This is a genomic window from Micromonospora sp. NPDC005205 (assembly GCF_040608275.1).
Classification (GTDB): Bacteria; Actinomycetota; Actinomycetes; order Mycobacteriales; family Micromonosporaceae; genus Micromonospora.
Window position 1 is genome coordinate 36088 of the sequence record NZ_JBEXHV010000009.1, and the last position, 18962, is coordinate 55049.

Annotated in this window: 11 protein-coding genes; 3 read left to right on the top strand and 8 right to left on the bottom strand. The window is 72.3% G+C overall.

The genetic code is table 11. The features are described from left to right. Positions 1-146 precede the first annotated feature (146 nt). Positions 147-1139 (top strand): hypothetical protein, encoded by a 993-nt coding sequence (locus ABZU43_RS17920; protein WP_355007620.1) that lies wholly within the window; start codon positions 147-149, stop codon positions 1137-1139. 167 nt (positions 1140-1306) lie between these two features. Here ABZU43_RS17920 and ABZU43_RS17925 read toward each other — a convergent pair whose 3' ends face one another. Further along, entirely contained in the window at positions 1307-1570 is a 264-nt protein-coding gene (locus tag ABZU43_RS17925; RefSeq protein ID WP_355007621.1) for a DUF6244 family protein, read from the bottom strand. 485 nt (positions 1571-2055) lie between these two features. Here ABZU43_RS17925 and ABZU43_RS17930 point away from each other — a divergent pair, with 485 nt between their 5' ends. Then, positions 2056-2364, top strand: a complete 309-nt coding sequence (locus tag ABZU43_RS17930; protein WP_355007622.1) for a hypothetical protein — start codon at positions 2056-2058, stop codon at positions 2362-2364. Between the two features lie 61 nt (positions 2365-2425). Here ABZU43_RS17930 and ABZU43_RS17935 read toward each other — a convergent pair whose 3' ends face one another. The 3 genes from ABZU43_RS17935 to ABZU43_RS17945 all read right to left on the bottom strand — a co-directional run bounded on the left by ABZU43_RS17935 (position 2426) and on the right by ABZU43_RS17945 (position 8734). Continuing rightward, complete coding sequence (locus ABZU43_RS17935; RefSeq protein WP_355007623.1) at positions 2426-3394, bottom strand: hypothetical protein; 969 nt, start codon at positions 3392-3394, stop codon at positions 2426-2428. Between the two features lie 2 nt (positions 3395-3396). Next, entirely contained in the window at positions 3397-5943 is a 2547-nt protein-coding gene (locus tag ABZU43_RS17940) for an FtsK/SpoIIIE domain-containing protein (RefSeq protein ID WP_355007624.1), read from the bottom strand. A 97-nt stretch (positions 5944-6040) separates the two neighbouring features. Next, positions 6041-8734: a hypothetical protein gene (locus ABZU43_RS17945; RefSeq protein ID WP_355007625.1), complete on the bottom strand. Its 2694-nt coding sequence runs from the start codon at positions 8732-8734 to the stop codon at positions 6041-6043. Between the two features lie 144 nt (positions 8735-8878). On the opposite strand from ABZU43_RS17945, the gene ABZU43_RS17950 reads away from it, so the two are divergent. Next, positions 8879-10411 (top strand): M1 family metallopeptidase, encoded by a 1533-nt coding sequence (locus ABZU43_RS17950; RefSeq protein WP_355007626.1) that lies wholly within the window; start codon positions 8879-8881, stop codon positions 10409-10411. 151 nt (positions 10412-10562) lie between these two features. Here ABZU43_RS17950 and ABZU43_RS17955 read toward each other — a convergent pair whose 3' ends face one another. The 4 genes from ABZU43_RS17955 to gltB form a co-directional block, all read right to left on the bottom strand. Continuing rightward, a complete protein-coding gene (locus ABZU43_RS17955; RefSeq protein WP_355007627.1) occupies positions 10563-11051 on the bottom strand; it encodes a hypothetical protein in 489 nt (162 codons plus the stop codon). A gap of 69 nt (positions 11052-11120) precedes the next feature. After that, a complete protein-coding gene (locus ABZU43_RS17960; protein WP_355007628.1) occupies positions 11121-12518 on the bottom strand; it encodes an MFS transporter in 1398 nt (465 codons plus the stop codon). A gap of 174 nt (positions 12519-12692) precedes the next feature. Continuing rightward, positions 12693-14228: a glutamate synthase subunit beta gene (locus ABZU43_RS17965; protein ID WP_355007629.1), complete on the bottom strand. Its 1536-nt coding sequence runs from the start codon at positions 14226-14228 to the stop codon at positions 12693-12695. Continuing rightward, positions 14221-18924, bottom strand: coding sequence for a glutamate synthase large subunit (gene gltB / locus ABZU43_RS17970; protein WP_355007630.1), 4704 nt, complete (start codon positions 18922-18924; stop codon positions 14221-14223). Before gltB ends, ABZU43_RS17965 begins: the two co-directional genes overlap by 8 nt. Positions 18925-18962 lie beyond the last annotated feature (38 nt).

Below are 18962 nucleotides of genomic sequence, written 5' to 3' on the forward strand. Positions count from 1 at the left end.
AGGGGCGGCTGGGCAAGCAGCGCGGCAATGGTCACCAAAAGTAACGCATCGACGACGCGCGGTAGGATTGGATGGATCGCTCTCGAGGCGACCCGCGGCCCTCTCTCAATGTGGGTAGCGGCACTGACCGGAAAGGACAATCGCCCATGGCAGGCGAACAACCTCCCCAGACGAACGAGGGCGTGCCTCGGCGGGAAAGCGCGCCAACGTCTGAAGGAGCGCCGGGCGACGCCGCAGTTTCAGGTGCCTTTCCGCGATTCGATCAGGATGACCTTCGGAGCGGTGCAGAGCAGGCCGGATTTCCGTTGACCGACGCATCTGGGGCCGGAACTCAGGATCAGCACCGATCCGCGTGGACGGGGATCCGCCGCGCGCTGAGTTCGGCCCCAGGAATGATCGCCGTTGTCGCCGGACTGGTCGGAATCATTGCCGGGCTGGCCGGGCTCGTCCCCGCCATCGCGCCATTGATTCCGGATAGGACCAAGCCGACGCAGACTCCGGAAGAGGCCAGGCCCAACCCGTTCGAGAAGGCCGTATTCACAGAGCCGTTCACGTCAGCCAACCGCGATCCCGTCGATGTTCGGAAGAGATTCGCCATGTGGCTCGACGCTGCGACCGACGGTAGTGACGACGACGTGTGGACGACCGAGGTCGACACCGCTGCGGGCCTGTTTCGACTGTCGAACCAGGCTGACCCGAACGCGGTGCGTTATCGCTGGCTCAGCGCCACCAACGGCGGAGATCTGGTGCCCGTCAACTTAACCAACCGGCCGATCGCTGTCGACGTGCGCCTATCCAAGCGCTTGCTGTCGACCAGTGCGGCCGGACTGATGTACAGGTGGTCGGACAAACCCAAGACCTACTACGCCTTTCTGCTCTCCGGGGACGGCACATACTCGTTCGTCGCGCGCAGCGATGGGCTCGGATTCTCCTACCGACTCACGGAGCGCTCCGAGCGGATAATTCCCGACGGTTGGAACACTCTGGCGATTGCCGGCAGGGACGACCAGCTTGATCTCTACATCAATGGAGCGCTGGTAAAAACAGTCGACGCCACCGACTTCCCCTACGGGAACATCGGAGTCATCGCGGCGAGCACCGGAGTCTTCGAGTTCGACAACTTTCGGATATTCGAGTAACCGTCGCCACTATCGCACGATCTCCACGCAACACCCGGCACGGGCGCGGCAGCGCCCCACCCACCTCCTGAGCGAGCCCTTCGTGCGTTCTGCGGCACCCCCACCCCGCAACGCAGAAGACCGCAGGAAGTGCTACCTGCCGCGTTCGTGAGCGCCACCACCCGTGGTCAGTTTCCCAGCGCTCGTACCTTGGCGATCGTCTCCTGCACGTGCTGCTTGGCCGGGTCGCCACCCTGCGTCGCCTGCGCGAGCGCCTGACGGTACGAATCGATCATGCCGACCAGCGGACCGGCGGCCACACCCTCCAGCGCGCCGGCGACGAGTGCTCGCGCCTCGGCGGCGTCCTGTGCTGCCGCTGCGGTCTTGGCCTTCGCCTCGTCCAGCTTCTGCGACGCCGCCGCCAACCTCGCGATGATCTGTGCTGCGCTCACGCGCACCTCCCCGTGATCGACCATCGCCTCCACCACCGCACCGGCAGAGACCACATGGGAGCGTACGAGATTCGCGTACCCAGCGCGACCGGCCGCCCGCTCCCGCGTCACCGTGGGCATTGTCGCCCACGCTGGTCACTCTGACGGAGTTTGCCCACTGGAGCCAAGCTCGGGGACCACGCCCGAGTGCGACGCCTCCTAGACTCGGTGACAGCTTGCTGAGGGAGTGACGGGGTTTGACGGTTCAGAGGACAGACACGACATCGGCTGGTCGTGGTCGCCGGGCTCGCGTCATTGGGCTGTCCGGGGCTCTCCTCGGGCTTCTCGCCCTCCTGCTTGTCGTCTCCGTCGCGACCGGCGACGGGCAGAGCATCCTCAGCAGCCTTCAGTCATCGTCGTCCGCAACAGCCGCGCCCAGTCCGACCCCGGCGTCTCGGGCAGCGCTCTACCGGTCCTGCATCGCCAAGATCCATGGCGATGACGCGTTGGTCTACTTCCGACGGGAGATCCCCGAAAGCCGGTGGGGAGAACCGCTGCGGGGCACTGCCTCGACGAGCAGTGAGCCGTACGTGCTGTGGATTTTCGACGCTCAGTGTGAACCGCACCGGGCGATCGAGGTGGGACGGGCCAGCAGTCGCACGTTCAGGGCCGAGGTGGGTCAGGTCTGGTACTACGCCGAGGCGTCGGCGGGGCCTCCCGCCGACGACTGCTCCTGCCGCGTCTTCAGCCCTTCGACCAGCGGCACCGAGCAGCAGTTCAGCGACGCAGGCGGCGTCATCTACCACCTGGACTGATCCGTGCCCAACAGTCGGCGCCCCTGCGTGGTGACGACCAGTCGCCACTCCAGGTCGATCGTCAGCGCAGACCGCGGACCAGCAACAGATACGCGCAGTAGGCCATCGGCACCACCAGGAAACAGATCAGGAACCCGAGCGGCAGATATCGCGGCGGGGTGCCGGCGACCATGGCCGGCCGCCCCCAGCGGCCCAGCACCAGGTAGCCGCCGAAGAACGCCACCGCCGGCAACCCCGCGCAGATCCACGCGCCAAGGGTGAACCCGTCCACCAGGCCGACCCCGGAGGCGAGCACCAGCATCAGCACGAGCACCCCGGCCGCCGCGCCGCACCCGGCGTAGACGGCGACCGCTCTCGCCAGCGGCGACCACGTCGGCAGCAGCGCCGGCCGCTGGGCCAGCAACTCCGCCTGCTGCCCGTGCCGGTCGGCCTCGTCGGCCATCCGCCGGGCCAGCTCCAACTCCATCGCCGGGTCCGCCGTGGCCGCGCGCTGCGCGGGCACCCCGCCGCCCGCCGGGCTCACCGCCGTCGGCAGCGCCAGCCGCGCCTCCCCCGCCGGCAGCTGGGGGTACGCCCCGACCTCCGCCCGCCCCGGCGCGCCGGCTGCGCCGGCGGGTCCACCGTTCCCGGTTCCGGGTGCGGTGGGTGAGCCGGAACCGGCGGGCAGGCCGGAGCCGGCAGCGGAAGACGGACCGCTGCCAGTGCCGGAGGGCGACCCGGCGCCGGACGGTGGGCTGGGCCACGCGGCGGCCTCACCCGGCGCCATTGGGCCCGGGCCCGCGGCTGGACCTGGGCCTGGGCCTGGACCTGGGCCTGGACCTGCGGCGGGGGCGGCGGGTGGTTGGTCGACGCCGATGGCTCGGCCGAGCTGGTCGAGGCGCTGCCCCTGGGCCGTGAGCCGCTGCTGGAGGTAGTCGACGGCGGCGTGCAGGTCGCGGCGGCGCGCGGACTCGGCGGCGGCGTGCTGTTCCCCGGCGCGGTGCTGGGCGGAGAGTTGCCGGGCCAGGGCCGCGTACTCCTCGAAGGACACTGTCAGCGCTCCCCGTCCGGGTCGTGCCCGTCACCGACGAACGGGACGATCAGCCGGGTGCGCTGGTCGTGCCTGTCGATCAGCAGTGCCCGGTCGGGGCGGGGCGTGTAGGTCAGGTCGTGCGCTCCGAGGTGCAGGGCCAGTTCGGCGCCGGGCACGTTGAGCGCTACCAGGCAGGCGACGTCGTCGCGGTTCTGGGTGCCGCCGAGGTCGTCGCCGAGCCGGCGCAGCCCTCTCCACCAACCGAGCAGGTGCACTCCCTGCCCGGGGCCCTGGCGCAGGACGGTGCGCAGGTCGTCCAGCCCGGAACGGAACGTGCCGGGGTCGGTGGCACCGAGGACGGGCGCGGCGGCGTCCATGCCGAACACCACCAGGTATTCGCGGCCGGTGGGTTCGGCGGCCAGCGCGGCGATCCGGTCGCGCAGCCCGGCCGCGTCGAGGCGTCCGACCGGGTGGCCGGCGGCGCGCAGGACGGCTTCGGTGTCGTCGGCTACCGCGTCGGCGGCGCCGACCAGGCAGGCCAGCTCGAACCGGGCGTCGCCGGGGGTGTGCTGGCGGGCCAGGCTGAGCGTCGCGGCCCGCAGCACGTCCGCGCCGGTCGGCGCGGTGCCCACCACGGCGAGGTGCCGACCGGGGGTGGTGTCCATCAGGAACAGTGCTGTGGTGCCGTGCACGTCGACGGTCCGGCCGACCAGTGCCATCGGGCGTCGACCACCGGGGCGCAACCCGGCGAACGTGCTGTCGTCCTCGACCCGCGCGGCCTCGTACCCCTTGAAGACCGCTGGGGCCCGCGAGCCCGGCGGGCGGGCCTGCCACAGGTCGTGGCGTAACGCGGCGAGGTCCGCCGTGGCGGCGTGCGCGTCGGGGAAGCGCAGCACGGTGTCGGCGCCGACCGCGCCGGCGGCGGTGTTGACCACGGCGGAGCCGACCGGCAGGGCCGCCGCGGCGTCGTTGAGCTGGTCGAGCACCCCACCCCCGCCGGGCAGCGCCACCCGCAACGCGAACTGCCCGAAGATCGCCTCGGCCCGCCCGTAGAGGGCTTCGATGCCGGTCATGCTCTGGCTGGCGAGCACCAGGTGGATGCCGTACGAGCGACCCTTGCGGGCCAGGTCCTCCAGCAGGTCGACGGCCTCCCGGGCCAGCGCGTCGTTGCCGGCGAGCAGCACGTGGAACTCGTCGACGACCGCCACGATGCGCGGCAGCGGATTGTCGCGGGGCAGGTCGGCGAGCTTGGTGACGCCGTGCCGCTTGAGCGCGGTGGCCCGGCGCTGCGCCTCCCGGCGCAGCTCGCGCAGCACGGCGAGACCGTACTCGCGGTCGGACTCGATGCCGACGGCACGGGCGTGCGGCAACCAGGACGGGTCCCGGTCGGTGGGCACGAACTCGGTGAAGCTCACGCCCTCCTTGAAGTCGAGCAGGTAGAGCTGCAACTCGGCCGGCGAGTAGCGGGCGGCCAACCCGTAGAGGACGTCGAGGAGGAAGACGGTCTTGCCGGCGCCGGTGCGCCCGCCGACCAGCCAGTGCGGGGTGGCGTCGTCGAAGGCGAGCGTCAGCGGGGTGTCGAAGGCGGCAGCGCCGCCGGCCCGGCCGACCACCGTCCGCAGGCCGTTGCCGGCGGACTCGGCCCAGCGCCGTTCGGGCAGCAGGTCGGTGAAGGGCAACGCGTCGGCGCGACGGGTGGCGGTGCCGAGGTGCTCGGCGAGCGCGCGGACCGACGCCGGCGGTGGGTCGCCGTCGAGCAGGACGGGTGCGGCGAGCCCGCTGCCGTCGGCGCTGAACGGGGTGCCGGGTGGGTCGCCGACGTGCGCGTACCCCTGGTTGAGCCGCACGGCTGTGGTGCCGCCCAGCGGGGGCGCGGTCTCGCCGGGCAGCCGGGACGGGTGGCCGGCGAGCAGCACGCACACGGCGGCGGCCGGGCCGGCGTGGGTGAGCGCGGCGAGCCGAGCCAGCTCGCGGGGCGGCGGCGCAGCGGTGGCGACCACCACCAACAGACGACGGGCCGCGGGCTGGCCGTGCTGCGCGGCGCGGGCGTGCTGCTCGGCGGCGTCCAGCAGCGCGGCCACCTCGGCCTCGCCGGTGGCCGGCGGGTCGAGCACCCCGGCGTCGAGCAGTGGTCGCAGCGGGCCGAAGGTGGCGCCGAGCGCGGCCGTGTCGATGCCGGCGACGCGGACCTGGCCGGGCGGCGCGGTGGCGACCAACCGCAGCACCAGCGCCCGCAGCAGCCCGGCGACCTGCGGGTCCCGGGCGTCGGTGTCCAGGGCGAGGTGGTGGCCACCGCCGAGCGGGACCAGCACCGGAAAGCCGCCGTTCGCTGTGGACGCCTCGCCGATCCGCACCGCGGCCGGCTCGTCGGTCAGCGGGGTGACGCCCGGGGCGGGGGTTGCCAGGGCACCGCCGAGGCGGGCGAGGCGGGTCACCAGGTCGTCGACGCCGGTGGGCGCGACGGCGGTCGGTGCCGCCCCCAGGGCGTTGCGGGCGGTGTCCAGATGCGCGCGAGCCGCCCGGTGGGAGTTGACCGCCTGCCCGTACGCCGACGCGAGCCTGCCCACCCTCTGCCCCCAACGCCACGGCCGCCTGGTCCCAGGAACCCTAACGGACACCGGTGGCACCCGGACAGTCCTGCGAGGACGTGTCACGCCGGACCGGTCAGGCGGGGCCGCACGTCGGCGGGCTGGACCCGTCGGCCGCCCCGCAGCGGAACACCTCCACCGGCGCCTTCGCCACGTCGGGCACCTGCTCGACCCGCATCAGGGCCAGTCGCTTGTCGACCGGCTCTCCCGAGTCGGGCGTGAACCGGATCAGCCCGGCCACCCCCGGGTAGCCCTGCCCGGCGTTCTGCCGGAGCACCTCCGCGTGCACGGCCACCGGGTTGACCGAGTCCGGTTCCCAGCGTTGCCGCGGGTCGGCGTGGTGCAGCCGGGCGGCGAGACTCTCCACGGCCCGGATGAGCATCATCGACGCGTCGTAGGCGAGACTGACCCGCTCACCGACCTGTTCTTCGGAGTCGGGTCGGCAGCGCGGCGGGTCGAGCAGGTCGTCGGACTGGATCCAGGCCAGGAAGGTCGCCCGGGCGTCGTCGCGCCGGTCCTGGGCGGCCCGCAGCGCCGCGCAGGTGGCCAGGGCCGCCTTGGAGACGTACGTGACGGGCAGGTTGCCGGGGGCGGCCGCGCGCAGCCCCGGGTTGGCCATGTACCGGTTGGCCGAGTCGTCGGCGACGAGGTGTCGGGGCGGGTTGCCGCCGCACTCGCGCAGCGCCCGCAGGAAACCGTCGAACTCCGACCACCGGCCGGCGTAGAAGAGCAGCCCGGGGTAGCCGCACTCGTCGGTCAGCCGCTGCCCGGTGCTCCACTCGTCGAGGCGGGTGATGCGGGGGCCGAACTGTTGTCGGAGCCCGTCGACGAGGGTGCCCACGTAGAGGTCCTCGGTGAGCGTGCTGCCCTCCAGGGTGGTGTAGAAGACGTGTGCCTCGGCGACCTTCAGCACCTGCTTGGCGTACGCGTCGACCAGCTTCACCTGGTCCTTGTTCGGTGCGGAGATCTGGAGGTAGAGGCGGGAGTTGGCGTCCATCTTGTCGGCGGAGAGGGTGGGCGCCAGCACCGGCAGCCCGACCTGGTTCAGCTCGCGCAGCGCGCGGGCGGTGCTGGTGCGGCTCTCCACCAGCCCGACCACCCCGAGCACTGTGGGGTCGTCCCGGGCCAGTTCGGCCAGCATCGCCACCGCCCGGTCGGCGTAGATCATCTGGCGGCCGGCGTTGGCGACCACGATCCGCAGCAGCGCGGCGCCGTCGGCGCCGGCCGACTCCTTCAGCAACGCGTACTGGGCGGTGGCCATCCCTTCGAGCTCCTCGCGCTCGGAGACGTACGACTCCTCGTCCGCGCGGGTCCGGTTGCCGGTGAGGGTGCCGAGGTAGACCAGCGTGAGGATGGGCCGCCGCCGGTCGCTGCGCTGCCAGACCTCCTCGGCGGCGCGGTTCTGCGCGAAGATGCGCTGCTGGATCTTTCGCAGGCCCTCCTGTCCGGGGTCGTTGTTGAACACCTGGGCAGCGCTGTCGCTGTAGCCGACACACTCGCCGCTGCCGGCCACCTCGACCGACACCTGGCCGGTGAGCGAGGGGTGACAGCCCGGCCCCCACCGGCTGGCCACCCACAGGCCGAGCACCGCCACCAGCACCAGGCAGAGCGCCGTCGGCAGGAAGCGTCGCGACCACCACGGCGGGTCGGGCGCGGAGAAGGGCCGCAGCCCGCCACGCGACGGTGGGCCGGTGTCGGTCTCGTCGGGGCGCAGGGCCACCAGCCAGGTGGCTGGGCGGCGCAGCCGCCGCATCTCCGGCAGCGCACCGGCCCACTCGTCGTACGCCTCGTCGGCCTCGGTCAACGGGTGCGGTTCGGGCAGGTCCGGTGGGGGTTGCCCACCGGACGCGACGATCAGCAGCGGGTCGTTGCGGCCGGTCTCGGTGCGAACGTCACCGATCAGGCGGACGAGTTCCCCGCCGACGTTGCCGGGGGCGACGTGATCGATCAGCAGAGCCGGGTACGCGGTGCGCCGCCAGTCCGACGGACGCCACGGCCGACGCCGGTACGCCTGCCGCAGGTCCTCCAGGAACGCGTGCAGCAGCAGCTTGTTGACCTGGTCGGGTTGCTCCCCGTCGCGCCAGCCGGCGGTGAGGCGCTCGGCGAAACCGAGGAAGGTGACCGATTGCCGGGGTGCCAGATACTGCTGGCGCATGAACCAGTTGTAGTGCCGCCCGAGCACCGGCACCCGACCGGAGACGGCAGCCCGGAAGACCACCCCCGGCACGGCGCGACGGACCAGCCAGAGCAGCACCTGCGAGACGATGCTGACCGCGTCGCCGCCGGAGGGCAGCGCCTCCGGCGTGCGCGGGCCCCTGCGGTCGCGCAGCCGGCGGACCAGGGCCGCGCGGCTGTCGTCGGCGTCGATGCCCAGGTTGAGGCTCTGCTGCATCAGCCAGTCGGCGAGCGGATAGTGCCGGAAGCGCAGCCGGGCGGCACCGAAGGCCTCCAGGGAGAGCTGCCGGTGCAGCTCGCGCAGCAGCGCCGGCACGTCCCCGGCGCCGGGCGGCGCTTCGGCGTCCAGCACGGCGTGCGGCACCCGCCGCCGGGGGCCCTGGCCGAGGAACCGACGCAGCGGCACCATCAGATCCGCGGTGTCGGAGCGGACCAGCCACAGCAGGGGCAGCCGGCGCTCGCCGCGGCGGGGTCGCCGAAACAGTCGGGCGAGCAGCGTGAACAACTCCAAGCCGCCGGCCGGCAGGCGTTCCCGACCAGCTGTCGACTGTCGTTGGCCGGTCAACTCCCGCCTGGGTACCTCCGAGCGCCGCACGTGTCACCTCCGATCAACACAGTGTGACCTTGCGGTGCAACGCACGCCAGAGGACGACGACCGCCGATGGGTGTGGCGGCCAGCGACGTTCACACTTGTCGATTAGGTTGACCTGGCGAACACCCGATGGAGGGAGTCCACCCCGTGCGACGAGTCCTCACGGCGGCCACCACCGCCCTGACCCTCACCACCGCCGGCACCATGCTCGCCGGCACCCCCGCCCAGGCCGCCCCGACGGGCTGGGGCCGTCCGGTCGTCTCCGCGGCGCCGCAACCCGGCGCGCCCGGACTGGGCGACAGTTACTTCCCCGACTACGGCAACGGCGGCTACGACGTCGAGCACTACGACGTCCGGCTGCGCTACGAACCGGCCACCGACCTGCTCACCGGCACCACCACGATCCTCGCCACCGCCACTGAGGACCTCTCGACGTTCAATCTGGACTTCCTGCTCGACGTCGAGTCGGTCCGGGTCAACGGTTGGGCGGCGAGCAGCACCACCGCTGGGGCGCACGAGTTGGTGGTCACCCCGGCCCGCACGGTGAGCCGGGGCCAACAGCTCACCATCGTCGTGCGGTACTCCGGTGTCCCGTCGGAGGCCCTGGTCAACGGCTACACCGGCTGGACGCGTACCGACGACGGCGCCCTCGCCGTCAACGAGCCCGAGTCGGCGTGGTGGTGGTTCCCGAGCAACGACCACCCGCTGGACAAGGCCACCTACGACATCTCGGTCTCGGTGCCCACCGGCGTCGAGGTGATCAGCAACGGCGTGCAGCCGAGGCCGCCGCTGGCCGAGGCCGGCAACCGCACCCGGTGGATCTGGCGGACCACCTCCCCCACCACCACCTACCTGGCCTTCATGGCCATCGGCCAGTACGACATCGTCACCGACACCACCCCGGGCGGCCAGCCGGTGATCAACGCGTACAGCACGTCGCTGGGCGCACTCGGGCCGGCCGCACGGGCCAGCATCGAGCGGACCGCCGAGATCGTCGACTGGGAGAGCGGGATCTTCGGCCCGTACCCGTTCGAGGCGCAGGGCGGTGTGGCAGGGCCGATCGACGGCATCAGCTTCGCCCTGGAGACGCAGACCCGCCCGGTGTACGGGCCGGGCTTCTGGCGACGCGGCGCCAACACCTACGTGGTGACGCACGAGCTGGCCCACCAGTGGTTCGGCGACTCGGTCTCGGTGGCCGACTGGCGCAACATCTGGCTCAACGAGGGCTTCGCCTCGTACGCCGAGTGGCTCTGGTCGGAGGAGCAGGGCGAGGGCACCGCCCAGGAGGTCTTCGACTTCACCTACGCCAGTTACCCGGCTGACGACGGGTTCTGGCAGGTGCTGCCCGGCGACCCGGGCGCTGCCCGGGTCTTCGACAACGCCGTCTACGACCGGGGTGCGATGGCCCTGCACCAGCTGCGGCTGGCCGTCGGTGACGACGCGTTCTTCGAGATCCTGCCGACCTGGACCGCCGAGCACCGGTACGGCAACGGCACCATCGAGCAGTTCCAGGCCCTGGCCGAGCGGGTCTCCGGACTGGACCTGGACGACCTGTTCACCACCTGGCTGTTCACCGCCGGCCGACCCGAGGTGGCCAGCGCCGCCCGCAAGGCCGCCCCACCGACCGAGCCCAGATCCTGGGCCAAGATCCGCGAGTCCCACGAGCTGATGTCCCACTAACCCCCACCCCACCCCACCCCACCCCCACCCCGCCACGTCGATCATGGAGTTGTGGTGCCTGACATATCAGGCAAGGGCGTATCTTCTGCCCACCACAACTCCATGATCGACCGGCGGGGGTCGCGCGGCCCGGGGTTACGGGGTTACGGGGTTACGGGGTTGAGGCTTCTACGGCGCGGATGTGCCGGTACGCGAACCAGAGCGGTGGGAACGCCCCGACCGCGAAGGACAGGTCGACGAGCGTCCAGAACCAGAGGATGTCCCGGATCGGGCCGCAGATCAGCGCCAGCGGAACGATGCCGGCGCAGGCGATCATGCCGACCTGCACCACCCAGACGTTGCGCACCGGGTCGCGCAGCGGCCCCCAGAAGGCCACTGCCAGCACCAGGTGGGCGAAGGCCAGCCAGTCGGTGCCGTAGAGCAGGAACGGGTAGTCCTCGCCGGCCGTCACGAGCCCGGTGTGCACCCGCTCGATCCAGGCGACCAGCGCGGGCAGTTGGCCGGCGAGCGGATCCAGTACGCGCAGCAGCCAGCGCACCTCGATCTCCAGCGGAAACGCTGTGACACCACTCAGGAAGAGCCCGATCAGCACGACCCACAGCCATCGGCGGGTTCGCCGTAGCCGCTCCTCATTGTCCATGATCGCAGCGTAACGATGATCTTCAGTCTGCCCTGTCCCGGAAGCGGGCCACCGAGGGTGACCGCTGTCTCAGCGGTTCGCCACCGGCCCGGCGGTGGCCAACTCCCGGAGTCGGACCCCGCCCGACCGCACCGCACCGGCCTCGGCGGGCACGATGACGCAGACCGCACCGGTGGGCCGCACGATGCGGGCGGCCCGGAACGCCGCTCGTCGTACCGGATGGCGGGGTCGCGGAACGACGAGCGCGAGGGTCGCCGCGCGGCCGCGCTGCCGATCGAGGGCGACGCCCGCCGCCGTCGTGGCGATCGCCGCTACGGCTCCGGCGAGGACGAGCGTCTGCCGGGGCCCGGCATGTTCGGCGAGCCAGCCGAGCAGCGGGGCGCCGACCGCGGCGGAGACCGAGCCGGTGACCGCCAGGGCGGCGAGCACCCGGCCCCGCATCGCGCCGTCGGTGTCGAGCTGGGCGCGGGTGCCGACGGTGGTGTCGATGACCACCGCGGCGGCGGCGATCGGCAGGATCACCGCGGCGAAGCTCCAGGTGCCGGGCGCGAGGCCGGCGACGATCTGCAACCCGCTGGCGAACAGGCCCGCGACGACGAGCGTCCGGTAACCCAGGGAACGCCGCCGGGCCGCGACGAGCGCGCCCACCACGGTGCCGACCGCGAACACCGTCGACAGCAGGCCGTACCCGGAGGCACCGGCGTCCAGCGGCCCGTCGCTCATCGCGGCCATGGTCACCTGGTAGTTGCGGCCCAGGCTGCCGAGCACGAACGACAGGGCGAGCGCGAGGAGCAGCACCGGCTGCCCGCGCAGGTAGGCGAACCCGGCGCGGACACCGCCCCGCGTCCGGCCGGCGTCCGGGACCGGGAGGCCGGGCACGCCTGCCGGGCGTACGGCGAACAGCGCCACCACCACGGCGGCGAAGCTGACCGCGTTGATGCCGAACAGCAGGGCGGGTCCGACGGCGGCCACCACCACGGCGCCGAGGCTCATGCCGAGGATGCGGCCGGCGGAGTTGCTGAGCGAGCCGAGCGCCAGCGCGTTGCCCAGCGTCTCCCGGTCGACGAGGCTGGCGGCCCAGCGTCCCATCACCGGGCCTTCGATCGCCGAGACGACACCGGTGGCCAGCGAGATCGCGAAGATCATCGGCAGGCCGCCGACCCCGGTCAGGGCGACCGCCGCCAGTCCGGCGGCGAGCACCGCGTGGGCGCACTGGGCGGCGATCAGCAACGGGCGGGCGGGCAGCCGGTCGGCCAGCACGCCACCCCAGACGCTGAGCAGCAGGGTGGGCGCCGCCTGGAGCAGCACGGCGAAGCCCATTGAGGTCGCGGAGCCGGTCTCCTTCAGGACGTACCAGTTGACCCCGAGGACCTGCATCCAGGTGCCGATGACGGAGACGAAGCCGGCGAGCGCCCAGATCCGGTAGTTGCGGTGGCGCAACGCGGCGAAGGTGGCACCTCTGGCCACGACGAACCTCCAGCGATCGGCAGCATGATCATTCACACCGATCGCGGCGCGGTTCGGCAGCCGGCAAGTCTTGCCGGCTTAAACCTTTTTGCCCACATTTGTGAGCGGCTTCACCAGCGGGAATGCCCGGCCGATGCGGCGGCGGACCTGCCGCACCGACCGGACGCCCGCACCTCAGCGAGCGGCGAGAGCCTGCGCGGCCGGGCCCACCGGGGCCGGCAACGCACCGACACCGCCCAGATAGCCGTGGATGGCCGCAGCGACCGCCCGCCCCTCGGCGATGGCCCAGACGATCAGCGAAGCGCCCCGGTGCATGTCACCAGCCACGAACACCCCGTCGGCGTCGGTCTGCCAGTCGTCGCGGGCGTCGATGGCGCCCCGCGGGTTGCGGGCCACGCCGAACTGGGCCAGCAGCGGCTGCTGCTCGGTGCCCTCGAAACCGATCGCCAACAGCACCAGATCGGCCGGCAACTCCCGCTCGGAGCCCGGCACCACAGTGACGACCCGCCGGCCGTCGCGCTTCTCCACTGTCACCTCGGCGATCCGCACCGCCCGCACCTGGCCGGTGCCGTCGTCCACGAACTCCTGCACCGCCACGGCGAAGACCCGCTCGCCACCCTCCTCGTGCGCCGGGTAGCTACGCAGCACCCACGGCCAGGTCGGCCACGGATCCCGTGCCTCGTCGCGCTCCTGCGGCGGCTGCGGGTACAGGTCGAGCTGGTGCACGCCCGCGGCGCCCTGGCGGTGCGCGACGCCGAGACAGTCGGCCGCCGTGTCACCTCCGCCGATGATCACCACGTGCTTGCCGGCCGCGTCGATCGGCGTGCCGTCGGGCAACACCGCGGGCGCCAGCCGACGCTCGGCGGTGGCCACCACGCCGGCCTGGTCGGTGGCCGCCGTGGCGACCGCGCGATTCGCCGCGACCAGGTGCGCCATCGCCTGGTGTACGCCCCGAAGCGCCCGCCCCGGGGTCTCCGGGGTGTCCCGGCCCTGCAACGCCCCACAGGCCAGCAGCACCGCGTCGTGCTCGGCGCGCAACTGCTCGGCGGTGACGTCCACGCCGACGTTCACGCCGGTGCGGAAACGCACCCCCTCGGCGGTGAGCTGGGCCAACCGGGCATCGATGTGCCGCTTCTCCAACTTGAAGTCGGGAATGCCGTACCGGAGCAGGCCGCCGATCGCGTCGTCGCGCTCGTACACCGTCACCGCGTGACCGGCACGGGCCAGCTGCTGGGCCGCGGCGAGCCCGGCGGGCCCGGAGCCGACGACGGCGACCGACCGGCCCGACGGCGCCGGCACCGGGCGGGGGGTGAACCCGCGCGCCGCGGCGGCGTCGGCGATCTCCACCTCGACCTGCTTGATGGTCACCGGTTGACCGCCGGAGATGCCGAGCACGCAGGCCGCCTCGCAGGGCGCGGGGCAGAGCCGGCCGGTGAATTCCGGGAAGTTGTTGGTGGCGTGCAGCGACTCCACCGCGGCGTCCCAGTTGCCGGTACGCACGAGGTCGTTCCAGTCCGGGATGCGATTGCCCAGCGGGCAGCCGTCGTGGCAGAACGGGATGCCGCAGTCCATGCATCGGGTGGCCTGCTCACGGACCAACTCCTCGCCGGCCGGCGGGTACACCTCCCGCCAGTCGCTGATCCGCACCGGCACCGGGCGGCGGGCCGGCAGCCGCCGGTCGTAGCGCAGGAAACCGTTCGGGTCAGGCACGTGCCACCTCCTGGGCAGCCACCCGCGGGGCGGGCGGCACCGGCGCGGCCGGCGCGCTCAGCGCGCCCATCACCGCGTCGTCGACGTCGCGGCCGGCTGCTTCGGCGGCCCGCATGATCTCCAGCACCCGGCGGTAGTCGCGGGGTACCACGGCGGTGAACTCGGCCACCGCCTCCGGCCACCGCTTGAGCAGCTCCTCGGCGACCGCCGACCCGGTCTCGGCCACGTGCCGTTGGACCAGGTCGTGCAGGAGCGACTGCTCCTGCTCGCCCACCGGCAGCAGGTCGACCAGTTCCGCGTTGACCCGGGCCCGATCCAGGTGGTGCACGAACGCCGTGCCGCCGGACATGCCCGCCGCGAAGTTCCGGCCGGTCGCGCCCAGCACCACCACAGTGCCGCCGGTCATGTACTCGCAGCCGTGGTCACCAACACCCTCGACCACGGCGACAGCGCCCGAGTTGCGTACCGCGAACCGCTCACCCACCCGCCCGCGCAGGAAGACCTCGCCCGCCGTGGCCCCGTACAGGATGGTGTTGCCGGCGATGATCTGATCCTCGGCCCGTTGCCCCGGCTCGGCGTCCGGGTCGAGGAACGGCGCGGCGGCGTCCGGATGGACGATGAGCCGACCCCCGGAGAGGCCCTTGCCCACGTAGTCGTTGGCGTCGCCGTGCAGGCGCAGGGTCACGCCGCGCGGCAGGAACGCGCCGAACGACTGCCCAGCCGTGCCGTGCAGCACGAACTCGACGGTGTCCTCGGGAAGGCCGGCGCCACCGAAACGACGGGTCACCTCACCACCGAGCATCGCGCCGACGCTGCGGTGCTCGTTGCGCACCGCCACCTCGACCCGCACCGGCGCACCGTCCGTCAGAGCCGGACGCGCCAACGCGATCAGCTCGTTGTCGAGCGCCTGCTCCAGGCCGTGATCCTGAGCGCGAACCCCGCGTCGGGCCGCGTCGGCGGGCAGCTCCGGCAGGTGCAGGACGGGCGCCAGGTCCAACCCGTGCGCCTTCCAGTGCGTCAGCGCCGGGGCCACGTCGAGCAGCTCGGACTGCCCGATCGCTTCCTCGATCGAGGAGAAACCCAGCTCGGCCAGGTACTCCCGGACCTCCTCGGCGAGGAAGAGGAAGAAGTTCTCCACGAACTCCGGCTTGCCGGTGAAACGCTCCCGCAGCACCGGATTCTGCGTGGCGATGCCGACCGGGCAGGTGTCCAGGTGGCAGACCCGCATCATCACGCAACCCTCGACGATCAGCGGCGCGGTCGCGAAGCCGAACTCCTCCGCGCCGAGCAGCGCCGCGACCAGGACGTCCCGGCCGGTCTTGAGCTGGCCGTCGACCTGCACCGTGACCCGGTCGCGCAGCTTGTTGAGCAACAGCGTCTGCTGCGCCTCGGCCAGCCCCAGCTCCCACGGGGTGCCGGCATGCTTCAGCGAGTTCATCGGGGAGGCGCCCGTGCCGCCGTCGTGGCCGGAGATCAGGATGACGTCCGCCTTGAGCTTCGCCACCCCGGCGGCGACGGTGCCGACACCGACCTCGCTGACCAGCTTGACGTGCACCCGGGCCGCCGGGTTGACGCACTTCAGGTCGTGCACCAACTGGGCGAGGTCCTCGATGGAGTAGATGTCGTGGTGCGGCGGCGGGGAGATCAGACCCACGCCGGGAGTGGCGTGCCGGGTCCGGGCGATCCACGGCCAGACCTTGTTACCGGGCAGCTGACCGCCCTCGCCCGGCTTGGCGCCCTGGGCCATCTTGATCTGGAGGTCGTCCGCGTTGACCAGGTACTCGCTGGTCACACCGAAGCGGCCGCTGGCGATCTGCTTGACCGCCGAACGGCGGGCCGGGTCGTGCAGCCGCTCGACGTCCTCGCCGCCCTCACCGGTGTTGGACTTGCCGCCGAGCCGGTTCATGGCGATGGCGAGCGTCTCGTGCGCCTCCGCCGAGATCGACCCGTACGACATGGCGCCGGTGGCGAACCGCTTGACGATCTCGGTGGCCGGCTCGACCTCCTCGATCGGCACCGCCGGACGGACGCCGGTGCGCACTGTGAACAACCCACGCAGCGAGCCGGCCTGCGCGGCGAGCGCGTCGACCTTTGCGGTGTACTGCCGGAAGACGTCGTACTGCCGGCTGCGGGTGGCGTGTTGCAGCAGGAACACCGTCTCGGGGTTGAACAGGTGCAACTCACCCTCGCGGCGCCACTGGTACTCGCCACCGACCTCCAACCGGTCGGAGGTGGCGGTGCCGGCCGGCGGCCAGGCCAGCGCGTGCCGGGCGGCCACCTCGGTGTGCACGCCCGCGAGACCCACCCCGCCGATGCGGCTGGGGGTGCCCCGGAAGTAGCGCTCGACCAGCCGGCTGTCCAGGCCGACCGCCTCGAAGACCTGCGCACCGCAGTACGAGGACACCGTCGAGATGCCCATCTTGGACATGATCTTCAGGACGCCCTTGCCGAGCGCCTTCGCGTAGTTGCGCACCGCGGCGGCGGGCTCCACCCCGGCGAGAGCGCCCGTGGCGATCATGTCCTCGACCGACTCGAACGCCAGGTACGGGTTGACCGCCGCCGCGCCGTAGCCGATCAGGACCGCCGCGTGGTGCACCTCCCGGCAGTCCCCGGACTCGACGATCAGCGCCGCCCGCGTACGGGTCTGCTCGCGGACCAGGTGCTGGTGCACGGCGGCGGTGAGCAGCAGCGACGGGATCGGCGCCAGGTCGGCGTTGGAGTCCCGGTCGGAGAGCACCAGGATGCGCACCCCGTCCTCGATCGCCTCGGAGACGTGCCGGCAGATCTCGGTCAGCCGCGCCTTGATCCCGGCGGCGCCCTCCCGGATCCGGTACAGCCCGGAGACCCGGACCGCCTTGAAGCCGGGCAGGTCGCCGTCCTCGTCGATGGAGAGGATCTTCGCCAGCTCGTCGTTGTCGAGGATCGGGTGCGGGAGCACGATCTGACGGCAGCTCGCGGCGCCCGGGTCGAGCAGGTTGCCCTCCGGCCCGATCGTCGACGCCAGGCTGGTCACCAACTCCTCGCGGATGGCGTCCAACGGCGGGTTGGTGACCTGGGCGAAGAGCTGGTGGAAGTAGTCGTAGAGCAGCCGCGGTCGGGTGGACAGCGGCGCGATCGGGGTGTCCGTACCCATCGAGCCGAGCGGCTCGGCGCCGGTGCGGGCCATCGGCCCCAGCAGGATCTTCAGCTCCTCCTGCGTGTAGCCGAAGGTCTGCTGCCGGCGGCGCACCGAGTCGTGCGTGTAGACGGTGTGCTCGCGCGGCGGCAGGTCGTTCAGCTCGATCAGCCCGGCGTGCAGCCACTCGGCGTACGGCTGGGCGGCGGCCAACTCGGACTTGATCTCCTCGTCGTGCACGATCCGCCCGGCCACGGTGTCGACCAGGAACATCCGGCCCGGCTGGAGCCGCCCCTTGGCGACCACGTGGGCCGGGTCGAGGTCGAGCACGCCCGCCTCGGAGCCGAGCACCACGAGCCCGTCGTCGGTCTGCCACCAGCGCCCCGGACGCAGCCCGTTACGGTCCAGCACCGCGCCGACGATCTCACCGTCGGTGAAGGCCACCGACGCCGGGCCGTCCCACGGCTCCATGAGGCTGGCGTGGAAGCGGTAGAAGGCGCGCTTGGCCGGGTCCATCCCCGGGTCGTTCTCCCACGCCTCGGGGATCATCATGAGCACCGCGTGCGGCAGGCTCCGCCCGGCCAGGTGCAGCAACTCCAGGACCTCGTCGAAGTTCGCCGAGTCGGAGGCCGCGGGTGTGCAGACCGGGAAGACCCGCCGGATGTTGCCCGGCACGTTCGGCGAGCGCAGGAGCGCCTCGCGGGCCTGCATCCAGTTGCGGTTGCCCCGGATCGTGTTGATCTCGCCGTTGTGGGCGATGAACCGGTACGGGTGCGCCAGCGGCCAGGACGGGAAGGTGTTCGTGGAGAAGCGGGAGTGCACCAGCGCGATGGCGCTGTCCACCCGCTCGTCGCGCAGGTCCGGGTAGAACGCCGGCAACTGGTCGGGCGTGAGCATGCCCTTGTAGACCATGGTGCGGCTGGACAACGACGGGAAGTACGCCGGAACGCCACGCTCGGCGGTCTCCCGCTCGGCCTGCTTACGCAGACAGAACGCCACCCGGTCCAGCTCGAGGCCGCGCAGCGGGGAGCCGGCCGGCCCGTCGGGTGTGTCGGTGAGACGGTGCGCCGCCAGGAAGAGCTGCCGGACCCGGGGCATCGCCGCCAGGGCGGTCTCACCCAGGTCACTCGGGTCGATCGGCACGTCCCGCCAACCGAGCAGATCGGCGCCCTCGACCAGTGCGTACTTCTCGACGACCCGGCGGGCACGCGCCTCGGCGGCATCGTCGTCGGGAAGGAAGACCAGCCCGGTGGCGTACTCGCCCGCTGGGGGAAGCGCGACGTCGGCCACCGCGCGCAGGAACGCGTCGGGCACCTGGATCATGATGCCGGCGCCGTCGCCGGTGTTCGGCTCCGCGCCCCGGGCGCCCCGGTGGTCCAGCCGACAGAGCGCGCCGAGCCCGTTGGCGACGACCGAGTGTGAACGCCGGCCGTGCAGGTCCGCCACGAAGGCCACGCCGCAGGCGTCGTGCTCCTGCGCGGGGTCGTAGAGACCCTGGGCGGGCGGACGGGGGTGGGGCGTCGGGGACGCCTGCGGGCTGTGCGGGTGCGGCTGTTCTGTGTCCGCGTACGGCTGAGCCACCGGGCCTCCTGTCGTCACTCAGGTTGGATCATGGTGGG

Coding starts and splice junctions, on each gene's coding strand:
- ABZU43_RS17920 (WP_355007620.1), top strand. CDS start 147: ATGGCAGGCGAACAACCTCCCCAGACGAACGAGGGCGTGCCTCGGCGG.
- ABZU43_RS17955 (WP_355007627.1), bottom strand. CDS start 11,051: ATGGACAATGAGGAGCGGCTACGGCGAACCCGCCGATGGCTGTGGGTC.